This is a genomic window from Actinocrinis puniceicyclus, from assembly GCF_018283645.1.
Taxonomy (GTDB): domain Bacteria; phylum Actinomycetota; class Actinomycetes; order Streptomycetales; family Catenulisporaceae; genus Actinocrinis; species Actinocrinis puniceicyclus.
Window position 1 is genome coordinate 1 of sequence record NZ_JAGSXH010000051.1, and the last position, 15,680, is coordinate 15,680.

Here is a 15,680-nt window from a genome sequence, read left to right on the forward strand (position 1 = left end):
CCAAAAAAGAATCCGAAACCCGGCTGAAACCATCCCGACGGGGGTCGGGACAACAACAACCATCCAAAAAAACTAATGGCATCGTAAACATAATCGACACACTGTTGAGTTCTCAAGAAACAGACACACCAACGGACCCGTCACCGGAATCCCCAGGATGCTTGCCTCGGTTCGACGCTTATTTCGTCGCGATGCGACTCTATCACGTCTCGTGCGCTGCTCTTGCCAGTGTGCTGACCGTGAAGTAAAGTGGAACTTTCACCTTCACCAGTCGCCAGCTTTTCGCAGCAACCCTCCCAGTCTAGCCACCCGCCACCGGACCGTCAAACCGCCTTGTCGGACGGAGTGAGATCGAGGTTTGAGGTGGTCCCCGGAGGGCCGTCGAAGAGTATGCACCACCCCGGGTGCGTAACGCCAATCGGTTACACGAGCTGTTACATACTCGGCAGACAAGACGCGCAACACCACGTGCCGGCACACGATCGCCCGCCGTGCGACAGCGAGTTCAGGCGACCGCAGGCTGCTCGTCGATCCGGTCCACCGCGTCCAGGTCACCAGCTTCACCGCGCTGGTAAGCACGCCTGCCGACGACGAACACGTACGTCATGAACAGCAGCTCGACCGCGACACCGATACCGATGCGGGTCCACGCCGGCAGCGAGGACGGGGTCACGAACGCCTCGATGACGCCGCTGCACAGCAGCGTCAGCACCATTCCTATACCGACGACCGCAGCCGTCCGCCCCTCGTGTTCGAGCGCTGCCAGCCGCGTGCGCGGACCCGGATCCACCAGCGTCCAGCCCAGCCGCAGACCCACACCCGCCGCCACGAAGAGCGAGGTGAGCTCAAGCAAGCCATGCGGTGTGACCAAGGTGAAGAACACGTCCCCGCGGCCCGCCGCCACCATGTATCCGCCGTCGGTCGCGAGGTTGACCACGTTCTCCCACAGCATGAACAGCACCGGGATGCCGAGCAGGACCCCGGAGAACAGAGTCTCCAGCGCGAGCCAGAAATTGTTCGTCCACACGTGGGCGGCGAAATCCCGTGCGGGCGCGGAGGTGTAGTAGGTCTCGAAATCGCCGCCCGGCTCGGTGAGCTGCCGCACCTGCGGAGACGGAACCAGCGCGGAACGCACCTCCGGATGCGCCACCAGCCACCAGCCGACGACGAGCGCGGCGAGCAGCGACAAGACCGCCGTCGCGCCCCACCACCAGCGGGAACGATAGAGCGCCGCCGGGAGTTTCGCGCCGAAGAAGTCCGCGACGGTGCGCCAGCTGGCCACCCGCGGTGCGGTCAACGCCGAACGGGACAGCGCCAGCGTCGCGGAGAGCCGGCCGATCAGCTCCGTGTCCGGCAGCGCGCTGCGTACCAGCGAAAGATCGGTCGCCGTGGCCTGATGCAGCGCGAGCAGCTCGTCGACCTCGGCGACGGTCAGCTTGCGACGGCGAGCCAGCCGGTCCAGCCGGTTCCACTGCGGCGCCCGCCTGATCACGAACGCATCGATGTCCATGGCCCGTACCCGTCCGTCCCGCCCCTGGTTGTCTGCCGCGCCCCACCGTACCCATGGTCCTGGCCCGGTGCCAGGATCCTGCCCTACCGTTGTCCCGCGGTAATCCGTGGCGGTGATCCGCGATTGTTCACAGACCGCCCGTTTGGGGGACAGGGACTGATGGCCGACCTGGTGATCGCGGAAGGCGTCGAGCTGGAACTGCGGCCCGCCCGGCTGGCGAGCCGGTTCGCGGCGGCGCTGCTCGACCTGCTCGTACAGGCCGCGATCTTCGCGCTGCTCGCGTTCGCCGCGGTCACGCTCAACTCGGGCTCGGGCAACCCGGACGCGCAGCAGGCCGCGATCATCGTGATCATCGCGCTGGTGACCGTCGGCTATCCGGTGACCAGCGAGACCGTCTCGACCGGGCGCTCGCTCGGCAAGGCGGCGGTGGGGCTGCGCGTCGTGCGGACCGACGGCGGGCCCGAGCGGTTCCGGCACGCTCTCGCGCGCGCCCTGGCCGGAATCTTCGCGGACTTGAACCTGCCGCTGCTCGGCACGGTCGCGGCCAGCGGCATGAGCTGGCTGTGGGTGTGCCTCGTCGGCCTGCCCGGCGTCATCGCCTGCGTATCCTCGCGGCGGGCACAGCGAATCGGGGACCTGCTCGCGGGAACTCTCGTCGTACGGGAGCGCGGCGATTACGGGCGCGGTTCGCTGCCTATCCCGCCGGCGCCAGCCGTGGCGGCGTGGGCGGCGACCGCCTCCGTAGGGAACGTGCCCACCGGTTTGGTCGTCGCCGGACGACAACTCGTCTCCCGCGTCTTCGAACTGGACCGCACGGCGGCCGGGGAACTGGCCGACGAGCTCGCCCGGCAGTATTCGGCCTATGTCACTCCGCCGCCCCCGCAGGGACTTCCCGCGTACCAGTATCTGGTGGCGGTCACCGGGGAACGGTTCCGCCGCGAGGCGGGCGCCGCGTACGCATCGGCGCTCGCCTCCACCCCGGTCGCGCCGGCCGTACCGGTCAATACGATCCCGGCGGCGGGGCGCACCGGCCGAAGCCATTGAGCCGACCACGGCCTGTGGAACTGTCCACAGCCTGTGGAACGGGGCGAAGCCCGGTTCCCGCACGCGCGAACCGGGCTTCGCCCCGCTTGACTGACCGAGCCGGCGGCCGGACTCAGTAGCGGTAGTGGTCCGCCTTGTAAGGGCCGTCCACCGAGACGCCGAGGTAAGCGGCCTGCTGCTCGCTGAGCTTGGTCAGCTTCACGCCCAGGGCGTCGAGATGCAGCCGCGCGACCTTCTCGTCGAGCTGCTTGGGCAGCGTGTAGACGCCGATCGGGTACTGCTCGGGCTTGGTGAACAGCTCGATCTGGGCGAGCACCTGGTTGGCGAAGGAGTTCGACATCACGAACGACGGGTGCCCGGTCGCGTTGCCCAGGTTGAGCAGGCGGCCCTCGGAAAGCACGATGATCGTGTGCCCGTCCGGGAACCTCCATTCGTGCACCTGCGGCTTGACCTCGGTCTTGACGATGCCGGGCAGCTTGGCCAGACCGGCCATGTCGATCTCGTTGTCGAAGTGGCCGATGTTGCCGACGATCGCCTGGTGCTTCATCCGCGCCATGTGCTCCGCGGTGATGATGTCGCGGTTGCCGGTGCACGTGATGAAGATGTCCGCGCTGCCGACGACCTCGTCGAGCGTGGTGACCTGGTAACCGTCCATCGCCGCCTGCAGCGCGCAGATCGGGTCGATCTCGGTGACGATGACGCGCGCGCCCTGGCCGCGCAGCGACTCCGCGCAGCCCTTGCCCACGTCGCCGTAGCCGAAGACGACGGCGACCTTGCCGCCGATCAGCACGTCGGTGGCCCGGTTGATGCCGTCGATCAGGGAGTGGCGGCAGCCGTACTTGTTGTCGAACTTGCTCTTGGTCACCGAGTCGTTCACGTTGATCGCCGGGAACTTCAGCGTGCCGGCCGCGAACATCTCGTAGAGCCGGTGCACGCCGGTGGTGGTCTCCTCGGTGACGCCCTTGACCGATTCGGCCACACGCGTCCACTTCTTGCCGTCGGCCGCGAGCGAGGCCTTCAGCACGGCCAGGATGACGTGCCACTCTTCCGGCTCGCCGTCCCGCGGCTCGGGCACCGCGCCCGCGGCTTCGAACTCGGCGCCCTTGTGCACAAGCAGGGTGGCGTCGCCGCCGTCGTCGAGGATCATGTTCGGAAGCTCACCGTCCGGCCAGGTCAGCGCCTGCTCAGTGCACCACCAGTACTCTTCGAGGCTCTCGCCCTTCCACGCGAACACCGGCACGCCGGCAGGCGCGTCGGCGGTGCCTTCGGGGCCGACCGCGATCGCCGCCGCGGCGTGGTCCTGGGTGGAGAAGATGTTGCACGAAGCCCACCGCACCTCGGCGCCGAGTGCGACCAGGGTCTCGATGAGGACCGCGGTCTGCACGGTCATGTGCAGCGATCCGGTGATCCGGGCCCCGCGCAGAGGCCGGGTCTCGGCGAACTCGCGCCGCACCGCCATCAGGCCCGGCATTTCGTGTTCGGCCAGCTGGATCTCTTTGCGCCCGAAGCCGGCCAGGGACAGGTCCGCGACCTTGAAGTCGGCGTGCGCCATAAGTCTTCCTCCTAGAGTTCGCCCATCCAGAGTCTAGGAGGTCCGGGAAGCGCCCGGGTGGGGTAGGCGCCGAGAACCCGACCACACGGCATCCGGACGATCACGGTGGGTCGATATTTCGTTTTTCAGCGTCGCCCGGGCGAGCGACCATGGCGGCATGGCCGAGGGTTCAGGTGCGGATCGCCGCGACGGTGACGCGCCGTCGACTCATGCTCCCCTGGCCCCAGATCCAGCGAACGGAGACGGTGCTTGATGAGTGAAGCGTTCTACTCGCACGCGAGGCTGTACGACCTGATGTTCCCGGGCGGCGGACCCGCAGTCGACTTCTACCGGGCCAACGCCGATCGGCAAGGCGGGCGCGTATTGGAGCTCGGGTGCGGCACCGGGCACAAGCTGATCCCCATCGCGTCCGACGGCCATCCGTGCGTCGGCCTGGACTTCTCGTCAGACATGCTGGCTGAGGCTCAGCGTAAGGCGAACGGGCGCGGTGTTGCGGTGGAATGGATGCAGGGCGACATGCGGGCCTTCGATCTGGGCCGCACATTCGACTTCGTGTTCATCGCGGCCAATTCCCTCCTGCATCTGCATGAGGCTGAAGATCTGGTGAGCTGCTTCCGGTCGGTTCGAAGACACCTGGCACCCGGGGCGCAGTTCGTCTTCGATGTGTTCAACCCGAGCGTGCGCCTACTCGCCGAAGCCGATGGCGTGCGGCGCCCCCGGGCGTCGTTGTCGTTCGTCGATCCTGACCGTGGCAAGGTCAGCGTCGACGTCGCTGAGATATACGACGCGCCCGCGCAAGTTACACGCGGGACGTGGCACCTCTCGACCAGCTGCGAGCCCGACTTCCTCGTCGCACCGCTCGAGATCAGGAGCATCTTCCCGCAGGAGCTGCCGTTGCTCGTCTCGCTCGGCGGCCTTCGGCTCGTCGAGCGCTTCGGCGACTGGTCCGGGCGGCCGTTCGCCGTGGACACGCCGCTTCAGCTCTGCATCTGCGAGTCCGCGTGATCGGAGGCGGGAGCACTCCAAGCCGTGTTTGAGGCGTTACGCCCACAGATTGTGCAGCTGCGATTCAGTGTCGACGTACGCCAGGTGCGAGGTGTCCAACACCGACGCGATACGCAACAGAACCGCGTGCAGGTCCTGCGCGGCTGAGTCCCAGAGGCGCTGTTGGGACTGGTAGTTCTCGGCCGCGGCGCCGGTCCACTCGGCCGCCAGCGGTCGCAGCATGGTGCGAAGGTCGGCCAGCAGCATGTCAATGTTCGCGCCCACGCTGCGCACCTTCGCCGCTGCGTCCTCGACGTCGCCGAAGACTACGGAAATCTCCCCGCTGGCTACCACACTCGTATCCCTGCTATGCCGAACCCGTTCCCTCCCTGTCAACGACTACGTTACCGCGTGACGACGACGTCTGACACGATGTCTACAGTCTTCCGTGCCGGTCTCGTTATGTCGTGGAAGGCTCGCTCGACCCGCGAACAGGCGGCCCTGGTTCCCTGGCGCTACTGCGCGGTGCGGAGCCGATATTCGTCGATCGTGCGCCCTTGGTCGGGTCCGATGCCCATGAGCAGCGCGAGATACGCGGCGGCGAAGTCTGCGACCGCGATCAGATCGGCGGCTCGGGACAGCGCATCCGGCTGCTGGGCGGTCACAGTCGTGACGGCGATGCCCCGGTCACGCACCAGGGACTCGACGACGCCGAGGCGCGGATCCACCTCGGCCTCGCCGAAGAGGACCACCGCGGCGTTCTTGCCGGCACCGTCCTCGAACGGGTCCCGGAACAGGTCGTCGGCGCCGGCCGCGTATAAGCCGTCGACCAGCCCGAGCTGTCCCCGGCCCAGGTCCGGCAGCGCGGCGTGGATGACCGGAATCCCGGCCCGCAGCGCGGCCTGATCGGCCAGGCGCTCCGCGGCGACGGCGGCGATCTGGCCCGAGGCCCAGACCGCGGGCATCGACTCGGCCAGGCGCAGCGCGATCTCCTTGGCCGGGTTGACGAACGGCTCCTGGCTGGGCCGGCAGCGTATCGCCGCCTCGTCCGCCGCCGAGGCGGCCGCGTCGTAACGCTGCGCCGGAATGACGCCGGCCAGTTCCGCCGCCATGAGCGTGGGCACCGCGACAGACCAGAGCCGGGACCAGACCGGGGCTACGTCGTCCGCCATGGGGATGAGAGTGCCGCGCACCTGGGTGCACAGGACGCCGATAGGTGAGGACGGCGGGGCCGCGACCACGATGCGGCTGCCGCGACGACCGGCCTCCGCGAGCGCGGCGGCGATCTCCGGGGCGCGCCCCGCGGTGGAGGCGACGACGACCAGGTCGAGCGGGCCGACCCAGCCGGGCAACGCGGGGCCGGGCACCGGGACGATCGGAACGGTGGCTGCGGCCCCGGCGACGGCGGTGAGCAACCGTGCGACCGTGGCCCCGGTGCCGTAGCCGAGCACGATGAGGGCGCGAGGCCGCCCCTCGGCGGCCAGGTCGCGCAGCGCCGTATCCGCGACGGAGTCGATCTCGCGCAGCGCGGCGGCTCGACGGATGCGCGCACCGGTCGCGGCGATCAGGCGAAGTGTGCCGCCGTGATCCGCCCGCTCCGCGGCCTCTGCGTCGGACAGCAGTTCCTCATGCAGCTCCATCGTGCCCTTCCTGCCGGTGCGGCCTGGGTTCGGTCCGGATCAGTCGGCCTTACGAGCCTCGTCGATGAGCAGCACCGGGATGTGGTCACGCACGGGGTAGGCCAGGCCGCACGCCGCGTCGGTGCAGACCAGCTCGGCGGCCTCGGTGTCCTCGCGCAGCGGGGCGTGGCAGTTGGGGCAGGCGAGAATCTCCAGCAGGGAGGGCTCGACCAGGGGCGACATGGGCTTTCCTCTTCGGCTCGGCGGTGGCGGGTCGGTTTCGGCTCGGGGCGCCCGGCAGGGCGCGGATCATCAGGCGCGCACGATGGCGAGGACCTCGTCGCGGATCTCGGCCACCTGCCCGGAGGTGCGCGCCTCGATGTTGAGGCGCAGCAGCGGTTCCGTGTTGGACGGGCGCAGGTTGAACCACCAGCCCTCACCGCTGACCGTCATGCCGTCCAGATCGTCGATGGACACGCCGGGCTTGCCTTCGTAGGCGGCGCGGACCGCGGCGGCGCGGCCGGCCTGGTCGCCGACCTCGCTGTTGATCTCGCCGGAGGCGGCGTAGCGGGAGTACTGGGCGACCAGTTCGGACAACGGCAGTGCCTGTTCGCCGAGGGCGGCCAGGACGTGCATCGCGGCGAGCATGCCGGTGTCGGCCTTCCAGAAGTCCGCGAAGTAGTAGTGCGCGGAGTGCTCGCCGCCGAACACGGCCCCGGTCTCGGCCATCGTCTGCTTGATGAAGGAGTGCCCGACACGGGTACGCACGGGGACGCCGCCGTGCTCGCGGACGATCTCCGGCACGGCCTGGGAGGTGATCAGGTTGTGGATGATCGTCGAGCCCGGGTGCTTGGCCAGTTCGCGCACGGCCACCAGGGCGGTGACCGCGGACGGCGGGACCGGTTCGCCGCGCTCGTCGACGACGAAGCAGCGGTCCGCGTCGCCGTCGAAGGCCAGGCCGATGTCCGCGCCGCTGTCGAGCACCTTGGCCTGCAGGTCGACCAGGTTCTTCGGGTCCAGCGGGTTGGCCTCGTGGTTGGGGAAGGATCCGTCGAGTTCGAAGTACATGGGGACCAGGTCGAGCGGCAGGCCCTCGAAGACGACGGGGACGGTGTGCCCGCCCATGCCGTTGCCGGCGTCCACGACCACCTTGAGCCTGCGGTTGCCGCTCAGGTCGACGAGGGTGCGCAGGTACTCGGCATAGGCCGTGAGCAGGTCCCGCTGCGTGATCGTGCCCTGCTTCCCGGCCGGGGTGAAGACGCTGCCGGGCTCGGCCAGCTCGCGCGCGGCCAGGTCCCGGATCTCGGACAGGCCGGTGTCCTGTCCGACCGGGGCCGCGCCGGCCCGGCACATCTTGATGCCGTTGTACTTGGCCGGGTTGTGGCTCGCGGTGAACATCGCGCCGGGCAGATTCAGGTGCCCGGAGGCGAAGTAGAGCTGGTCGGTCGAGGCCAGGCCGATCTGCACCACGTCGGCTCCCTGGCCCGCCGCGCCGCGGGAGAAGGCCCCGGACAGGTCCGGGGACGAGGGGCGCATGTCCCAGCCGACGGTGATCGCGTCGGCGGCGGTGACACGGACGAACGCGGCGCCGACCGCCTCGGCGATCCGCTCGTCGAGCTGGTCGGGCACGATCCCTCGAACGTCGTACGCCTTGACCAGGTGGGTCAGGTCGCCTGCGGTCGGGTGGGGGGCGGTCACGGTGGTCGGCTCCGTTCCATCCGGGTGGGCGCCGCGCGGCGCTCGTCGAGCCGAGCCTACCGGCTCGCGCGCGCGTCCTTGGCGAGCCGAGCCGGGCCGGGCTGTGGCGAGACGGGCCGGGCTGTGGCGAGCGCGCGGCTTCCCGGCACGCCATGGCGTACCGCGTCGCAGGCCAGGGCGAACCCGGAGAGACTTTGGGGACAAGTCTTGGGGCGAGACCTTGGGTCGGGGCGGCGGCGGTCGGACGCGGCCGCCCCGCGACCGCGTATCGTCAGCCGTCTGCTTCGGTGACGGCGCGCAGGTGGCCGCGGCGCGGCGGCGTGTCGCCGCGCGGGACGGCCGTGGGACGGCCCGGCTCCGCGTCGGCGGGTGAGGGTGCGCGGGCGGCCTCGCGTACGGCTAGGGCAAGGGCCTCCAGGTCGTCGCTGGAGGGGGTGCGCCGGCCGGTCTCCGGCGGGGAAAGGCGCACGACCTGCCAGCCGCGCGGGGCGGTCAGGCGTTCGGAGTGCTCCGAGCACAGGTCGTAGCAGTGCGGCTCGGGGTATGTCGCCAGCGGTCCGAGTACTGCGGTGGAGTCCGCGTAAACGTACGTCAACGTCGCCACAGCTTGGCGACCACACGCGGTGCGCGAACAGCGACGGACAGGGCTCACATGCGCGAGTGTATTGCCGCGACGCCCGGCGCTGCCAGACGCCACGCATCCCGATCTGCCGCTCATCTGTGCTGTGGTCCGGCATCTGCCACAAGAGCGGGCGCGCGGGATACGCTCGATTCCGTGCAAAGTTCTGCGGAGCCGCGTTCGGGCCGTCCCCCGCGTCCCGGCCGCCGCCGGGGCAGGGATCGGCGTGGGCGCGGATTGCGCGGGCCGCTGGCCCCGCCGGAGATCCCGCTCAGCCTGACCAGGGCGGAGCAGTTCGACGAACTCGTGCTGGACGCGGTGGAGCGGTTGGAGCGCAGGTGGCCGCAGCTGTCCGGAGTCGAGTTCGCGGTCGAGGAGGTGCCGCCGCCCGGGGCCGAGCTGTGGTCGGACGAGCCGGTTCCGCTGGGTCGGGTGGTGCGGGCCAGACGGGACGCCCCGGCCAGGATCGTGCTCTACCGGCGGCCGCTGGAAGTGCGCGCGCCGGCGCGCGCCGACTTGGGCCCGCTGGTGCACGACATCGTGGTGGAGCAGGTCGCGGACCTGCTGGGCCTGGACCCGGAGATCATCGACCCGGAGTGACCGCGCGGGCAGGCCGGCGGTCAGCGGGCCGCCGGCCGCCGTCAGGGCTGCGGGACGGATCCGGACAGGTCGCCGAGTACGGCCGGGATCTGCACGGTCTCCAGCGCGGTCGCCATCGGCTGGATGGTGAGCATCCCGCCGCCGCTCATCACCCTCGCGGCGTACAGCGAGGCGGCGCCGGCGAGCGGGGCGACGGAAACCGCGAACGAGGTCGCGCCCTGCGGGGCCTGGAGCGCGACCAGCTTGGTGGACTGCGCCGGGATGGTCACGGTCTGCGGCGTGGGCGCCCCGGTCGCGCTCTCGATGGTCACCTTGGCCTGCGCGCTCTGGGTGCCGTTGTTGGTCAGCTCGACGCTTGAACCGGGTTTGTCGTCGGCGACCACGGCTTCGCCGGCCAGCGCGGGGACCGGGCTTAGGTACGCGGTGTCCGTGCCGCCTTCGGCGGTGACCTTGATCGCGGCCAGGATCGGCACGTTGCCCGCGGTGTCGATCTGCAGCGCGCCGGCCTCGCCGGGACCGGGCACGCTGGAGATGTCGAGTTGCTCGACCTTGCCGGCGGTCAGGTGCGGGGCGGTGACGGTCGGCACGATCTTCGAGGTGCCGATCCAGTGCAGCGAAGCGTCGGTGTCCGTGGTCGGGGAGAACAGCAGTAGCTGGAGTTTCATCCGCGAGGCGGGCTTGGCGCTCGGCGCCGGAATGCCGGGCAGCATCAGGTGCGCGGCGGGCTTCTGCGCGAGCAGGAAGTCGCGGCCGCCCATGCCGTCGGAGTCCAGCAGGGCGGCGCTGACGCGGCCTGCGGTGGCGACGACGTGCAGCGCGATCGGGTCGCCGGTGCTGCTGAAGCCGTTCAGGTCGATCGGGTCGTGCTGGCCGCCGGGCGGTACCAGCCGGCCCTGACCGAGCTCGGTGGCGCCCAGGCCGGCCTGCCCGGTGGGTGTGTAGGCGGTGAGGTTCACCTGCGCGGCGAGCTGATCGCTGTCGAACAGGTTGATCAGCGCGTTGGACTTCTCACCCGGGTCGGCGCCCAGGAACCAGAAGTCGGTGTCGGGCGCGGTACAGGGTGTGGAGGCCAGGCCGTGCGTGCCGGCGGTGGTTCCGCCGGCGAGAGTCTCGGTGACGGTGAAGCCGGGCGCGTATCCGCCGCCGGCCTGCCCGGTGATCGGGATCGACTCCTGCTGGATGTTGGCGATGTTGCCGCCCAGGCCGGTGTTGACGGACAGCGCGCCGGGCTGCTTGAGCGTGGCGAGCGGTGACTTGCCGCCGAGCGCGGTCAGGGTCGCCTTGTCTCCGGCCGCCGGGGTGATGCCTCCGGCCGCGCCTGCGGGCGTGATCGCGTTGACAGTCGCGTCATTCGAGCCGATCACGTCGGGGCACACCAGGGTTGCGGTGCGCACCGGGGTGGACTTGGCGGCTACGGCGGTCTGCGGCTTGGAGGCTGCCGGAGCGACGCCGTAGCCGTACGCGACACCGACGCCGATGGCCGCGAAGACGGCGACCGCGACTTGGATGCGGCGGCCCGCGCCGGCGGTGGCCTGGGCTCCGACCCTGCCTAGGGACGTTCGGCTCAGCGAAGGCCGGCTCAGGGTGGGCCGGCCCGGTGTGTGCTGGCCGAGTTGCTCGCCGCCGTCGGCCGGCGGTCGTTCCCACGTGTTGGAGTCGTCGGGCGTGCTCACCGGGTCCATCCGTCCTGCTCGCCGTGGCCGTAGCCGTCGGAGTCGTACTCGTGCCCGTGCGGCTGCTGCACCGGTTGGTGCAGAGCCTGGTCGTCGGGCTGACGTTGTTCAGGCACGCCGTATTCAGGAGCGCCGTACTGGTAGGCAGCAGGATCGGTGTACTGCTCGCCGTACTGGCCATAGGCACCGTTCTCGTACGGGGCCTGCTCGTACGGGGCCTGCTCGTACTGTGCCTGCTCGTACTGTGCCTGCCCGTACTGGGCCGCCGCGTACGGCTCCTGTACGTGGTGCTCTGCCGGGTACTGCTCCTGGGCGTATTGCTGACCGTACTGGGCTTGCGGGTGCTGGCCGCTGTCGTACTCGTCCTGCTCTTGTTGATGTTGACCGTAGGCCGGCGCCGTCTGCTCGTACCCGCCCGTTTCGTAGTCGTTCTGGTAGGGCGGTTGGCCGTACGAACCCTGCTGCTGATACGTGTACTGCTCCTGATATTGCTCCTGGGCGTACGGGTCTGCGTTGCCCATCGGGTACTGCTCATACGAGGGGTCGGCAGCGGAGTACTCGCCAGCACCGTAACCGGGAGCCTGGTACGAACCGCTGTGGTATTCCTCGGTGCGGTCGCCCTGCTGGTACTCGCCGGTGCGGTATGCCTCGCTCTGGTACTCGTCGGCCGGGTACCCGGCGGCCTGGTACTCGCCACTCGCGTATTCGTCAGCGCCGTACTGGCCCGCGCGCACCCCGGCGGGCTCGGGTCCGGATTCGGGTGCGAACTCCGGTTCCACCGCGGCGGCCGGGTAAGGCTCGGGCTCGCGGTACGGCCCGGATTCCCGGTAATGGTCCGCCTGCTGCGCGGAGGGCTCCGGCTCTGGCTCCGGCTCCAGTTCCACCGAGGCGGACGGTCGGGTCGCCGCGTCGAGCTCGGCGGCCTGCTCGCCCTCGATGTCCTCATCGGGACGGCGCCCGAACGGCAGGGCCATGATGGTCGCCGCGAGCGCCGCGAGGCCGCCGATGAGCAGCCATACCGTGTGTTTCACAGAGTGGTAGCCGACGGAGACCGTGCCGCCACCGGCGGGCAGTTGCCACGCCTGGAAGCCGTCCACAGGCGCGAGCGCGGTGAGCTTCTGGTCGCCGATCACCGCGGACCAGCCGGTCAGAGCGTCCTCGGCGAGAACCAGTCGCCGCCCGGACGGGCCCGGCGGAACGGTCAGGGTGGCGCCGGTGTCCTGGGCACACACCTGGGCGCTGCCCTGAGGCACCGGCGGGATGTTCGAGCATTGATAGGAGACGGGGAGGGCGTTGCCGGCCTGGTCCTGCACCGTGACCCGGCCGATGTCGCCGTTGACCGACCACAGTCCGTATGCCTTGCCGCCGCCTTGCGACGTCGAGCGCTCGGTGAGCCCGGCGACGCCGGTCAGCGCCTGGGAGACGGAGGCGGGGGCCGTCGGGCCGACCATGATGTAGCCCACGTCCATCGCAGCCAACTGCTGCGCCGCGTCGCCGCCGTTGCCCGAGAGCAACTGGCCGACGACCGCGTCCACCTTCGCGTTCTGGGTCACCGATGTGCGCAGATCGGCGGTACCGAGCGTCGGACCCGCGTCGCGCACGATTCCGTAGCCGACGGCGCCTGAAGACCCGCCGGTCAGCATCAGGGTGCGTGGACGCGCGGCGGTCTGCCCCTCCGCCGCGACATACGGCGGGAGGAGTTCGGCGGAGATCCGGGCTATCGGGCCGGCCGCACCGCGCAGCAGCCACCAGGTGCCGGCCGCGGCAGGGGCGAGCACCGCGGCCGTGGTGATCAGCACGGTCAGCGGCTGGCGCCAGCCGAACGCGGCGCTCGCGATGCGTTCACGCGCGCCTTCGGCTCCGACGACCGTCGCGGTGATCAGGCCAAGGCCAAGCAGCGCGGTGGAGACGCCCGGCCAGGGGATGACGCTCTGGCTTGAGCCGGGCGGGGTGACCTTGAGCCCGGCGATGACGACCGCGGAACCGAAGCCGACCAGCGCCATGGCCCAGGCGGACACCACGACCCGGCGGCGGGTGCCGCGCAGCAGCGCGGCGAGCGCGGCGAGCAGCAGGCCGAGGCCGATCCAAGCCGGGTAGGTGCCGGGGCCGCCCGGGTTGCCGAGCAGCAGGCCGAGCGGGGTCGGCGCGGGGCGCTCCAGGTTCACCCCGGCCAGCCCGGGCTCCAGGAAGAACGAGGTCGGGTGGCGCAGCAGGGACAGCGACCATGGCACGAGCACCACCAGCGGAGTGCCGAGCACCATGCCCATGCGGATGACGGTGACCGCGATGTTGGAGCGAGTACGCCACGCGACGGTGATCGTGGCCAGCGCGCCGAAGACCAGCGCGAGAACCCAGGTGACCGGGGCGAACGCGGTCGCGACGGTGAGCAGGAAGGCGCAGGTCCAGGCCGACCGGGTGGAGCCGGTGCGGCCGGGGCTGCCGACCGCCTGGCTGGCCGTGGTGACCACCAGCGGCAGCACGGCCACCGCGACCGCGGTGCCCAGCCGTCCGGTGGCGATCGCACCGGTGGCGACGGCGAGCAGAGCGTAGGCGTAGCCGGCCCAGATACGCAGCGGCGCGGACGACGTGATCCGGCGGAAGGCGTAGGACGCGCTCAGCCCGGCGAGCGGGACGGAGCCGATCAGCAGCACGGACACGGCCCAGGACGCCTTACCCAGCAGCAGCGTCGCCAGGAGCGCCAGCACCGCGAGATAAGGCGGTGAGTACGCGGTGGTCCCGAGGCCGACGCCGTGCCAGCCCGCCAGGTAAGCGGACCACAGGTCGGCGGAACCGGGCGGGGTCGGCAGCAGCGCGCCTCCCGCCAGCGCGCCGCCGACGAGGATCGAACGCGCGGCGAGCAGTGCCACCAGGGTCAGCCCGCCGCCGACCGCGATGATCGGGTTGCGGATCAGCCGCAGCAGCAGCGCGGTCGAGTCGGTCTCCAGCGCCTCGGACTCCTCGGAGACCGGGCCGGTCTCCACCGAGCGGTGCCGGGAGGATTCCTGGGCGGAGTCGGCGTGTTCGCCGCGAAGCTGGGTCCACAGGTTGTCCAGCGCGTTGCGGGCCAGCGCGCCGCGCGGCGGGAAGAACTGCTCGATCTGCTCGCCGCCGACGACGCGCAGCTTGCGGCGGGTGGAGCGGCCGCGCAGGATCCGGTCCGGCCGGGCGGCGAAGGTCAGCAGGGCCACCAGTTCGTCATAGGCGGTGCCGGGCTGCTTGGCGATCACGAAGCCCAGGGTCCGGAAGAAGGAGCCGAGCATCAGCCTCAGGCACAGGGCGGGCCAGAACCGGCTGTCCTTGTTCACGGCGACGGTGTAGAGCGCGTGGCTGCGGTCGAGCAGGCGCGGGCGGTTGGGTCCGGCGCCGATCCGCCGGCGCTCGCGGGCCGCGGCCTCGGCGTGGTGCATGACCGCGTCGGGGGCGACCACGACCTTGTACCCGGCGCTGTTGACCCGCCAGCAGAAGTCCAGGTCGTCACGGAAGATCGAGATGTTGCGGTCGAAGCCGCGCAGCCGGTCCCACACCTCGCGGCGCACGAGCATGCCGGCGGAGCTCACGCAGAGCACCGGACGGGTCTCGTCGTGCTGGCCCTGGTCGTGCTCGTTGTGCTCAAGACCCGTCCAGCGCCGGCCGTTGGCGGCGACCGTGGCGCCGACCTCCAGCAGTTGCTTCTTGTCGTACCAGCCGCGGATCTTGGGGCCGAGCACGGCGGCGTCGGGTTCGTCCTCGGCGGTCAGCAGCAACTGCCCGAGCGCGTCGGGGGCGGGCGCGGAGTCGTCGTGCAGCAGCCAGATCCACTCGACCGGGGCGAGGGGGCTGTCGTAGCCGAATTCGTCGTAGGCGACCGGCGGCGAGGATTTCAGGCCGAAGGCGACGGCCGCGCCGTAGCCGGTGGAGCGCTTGCGGTGCAGGACCTGGTCGGCGCCGAGGGCGGTTTCGAGCAGGTCGACCGAGTTGTCGCGGGATCCGGTGTCGACGGCGATGACGCGCTGGACCGGGCGGCGCTGGTTCAGCAGCGCGTCGAGCACCGGGCCGAGCCAGCGGCCGCCGTCGTGGCTGACGAGCACGGCGGTGACGACGTGGTGGCGCAGGGCTTCCAGCGGATTGGAGCCCGCCGCGCGCGGCTCGGCGCCTCGCGGATCGGCTCCGTGCGGCTGCGGGCGCGCGGGTGGTGCGTACTGTGACATGCGTAACGACGACCCGGGACTCGACGACAGGGGCTTGCTGCTTCTACTTCGAAGCCGCTTTGCCGCGCCTGCGTCCCGCGGCCTGTACGACGGCGCGCGGGCGTGCGGCACGGTTGACCCACCCTACGCGACGCGGAAGACAGTCGGGGAGGTTCCCGGGAAGTCGTCCCGCTTTGCCCGGATTCGTACGCCTG

The 15,680-nt window shown here is 70.6% G+C and carries 12 protein-coding genes; 3 read left to right on the top strand and 9 right to left on the bottom strand.

All coding sequences use genetic code 11. The features are described 5' to 3' along the window. Nucleotides 1-505: 505 nt before the first annotated feature. Entirely contained in the window at nucleotides 506-1,510 is a 1,005-nt protein-coding gene (locus KGA66_RS15425) for a stage II sporulation protein M (RefSeq protein WP_211468812.1), read from the bottom strand. A gap of 159 nt (nucleotides 1,511-1,669) precedes the next feature. Here KGA66_RS15425 and KGA66_RS15430 point away from each other — a divergent pair, with 159 nt between their 5' ends. Next, on the top strand, nucleotides 1,670-2,554 hold the full coding sequence (locus KGA66_RS15430; RefSeq protein WP_211468813.1) for an RDD family protein: 885 nt from the start codon (nucleotides 1,670-1,672) through the stop codon (nucleotides 2,552-2,554). Nucleotides 2,555-2,666: 112 nt separating this feature from the next. Here the strand turns inward: KGA66_RS15430 and ahcY are convergent, their stop codons facing one another. Then, complete coding sequence (ahcY, locus tag KGA66_RS15435; RefSeq protein WP_211468814.1) at nucleotides 2,667-4,106, bottom strand: adenosylhomocysteinase; 1,440 nt, start codon at nucleotides 4,104-4,106, stop codon at nucleotides 2,667-2,669. 294 nt (nucleotides 4,107-4,400) lie between these two features. Here ahcY and KGA66_RS15440 point away from each other — a divergent pair, with 294 nt between their 5' ends. Beyond that, nucleotides 4,401-5,111, top strand: a complete 711-nt coding sequence (locus KGA66_RS15440; RefSeq protein WP_211468815.1) for a class I SAM-dependent methyltransferase — start codon at nucleotides 4,401-4,403, stop codon at nucleotides 5,109-5,111. A 36-nt stretch (nucleotides 5,112-5,147) separates the two neighbouring features. Here KGA66_RS15440 and KGA66_RS15445 read toward each other — a convergent pair whose 3' ends face one another. The 5 genes from KGA66_RS15445 to KGA66_RS15465 form a co-directional block, all read right to left on the bottom strand. Continuing rightward, entirely contained in the window at nucleotides 5,148-5,444 is a 297-nt protein-coding gene (locus KGA66_RS15445; RefSeq protein WP_211468816.1) for a WXG100 family type VII secretion target, read from the bottom strand. A gap of 161 nt (nucleotides 5,445-5,605) precedes the next feature. Then, complete coding sequence (locus KGA66_RS15450) at nucleotides 5,606-6,730, bottom strand: SIS domain-containing protein (protein ID WP_211468817.1); 1,125 nt, start codon at nucleotides 6,728-6,730, stop codon at nucleotides 5,606-5,608. Nucleotides 6,731-6,769: 39 nt separating this feature from the next. Then, a complete protein-coding gene (locus tag KGA66_RS15455; RefSeq protein ID WP_211468818.1) occupies nucleotides 6,770-6,952 on the bottom strand; it encodes a Trm112 family protein in 183 nt (60 codons plus the stop codon). Between the two features lie 69 nt (nucleotides 6,953-7,021). Further along, the gene (locus KGA66_RS15460) at nucleotides 7,022-8,407 is read right to left on the bottom strand and encodes a phosphomannomutase/phosphoglucomutase (protein ID WP_312886927.1); all 1,386 of its coding nucleotides are present in this window, start codon (nucleotides 8,405-8,407) and stop codon (nucleotides 7,022-7,024) included. Between the two features lie 271 nt (nucleotides 8,408-8,678). Then, complete coding sequence (locus KGA66_RS15465) at nucleotides 8,679-9,059, bottom strand: DUF3499 domain-containing protein (protein ID WP_369015882.1); 381 nt, start codon at nucleotides 9,057-9,059, stop codon at nucleotides 8,679-8,681. A gap of 123 nt (nucleotides 9,060-9,182) precedes the next feature. On the opposite strand from KGA66_RS15465, the gene KGA66_RS15470 reads away from it, so the two are divergent. Continuing rightward, the gene (locus KGA66_RS15470; protein WP_312886928.1) at nucleotides 9,183-9,626 is read left to right on the top strand and encodes a metallopeptidase family protein; all 444 of its coding nucleotides are present in this window, start codon (nucleotides 9,183-9,185) and stop codon (nucleotides 9,624-9,626) included. Between the two features lie 41 nt (nucleotides 9,627-9,667). Here KGA66_RS15470 and KGA66_RS15475 read toward each other — a convergent pair whose 3' ends face one another. Both KGA66_RS15475 and KGA66_RS15480 read right to left on the bottom strand, forming a co-directional pair. Continuing rightward, nucleotides 9,668-11,299, bottom strand: coding sequence for a DUF5719 family protein (locus KGA66_RS15475; RefSeq protein ID WP_211468821.1), 1,632 nt, complete (start codon nucleotides 11,297-11,299; stop codon nucleotides 9,668-9,670). After that, nucleotides 11,296-15,486, bottom strand: coding sequence for a glycosyltransferase family 2 protein (locus KGA66_RS15480; RefSeq protein WP_211468822.1), 4,191 nt, complete (start codon nucleotides 15,484-15,486; stop codon nucleotides 11,296-11,298). The genes KGA66_RS15475 and KGA66_RS15480 overlap by 4 nt, the downstream gene beginning before the upstream one ends. Between the last annotated feature and the right edge of the window lie 194 nt (nucleotides 15,487-15,680).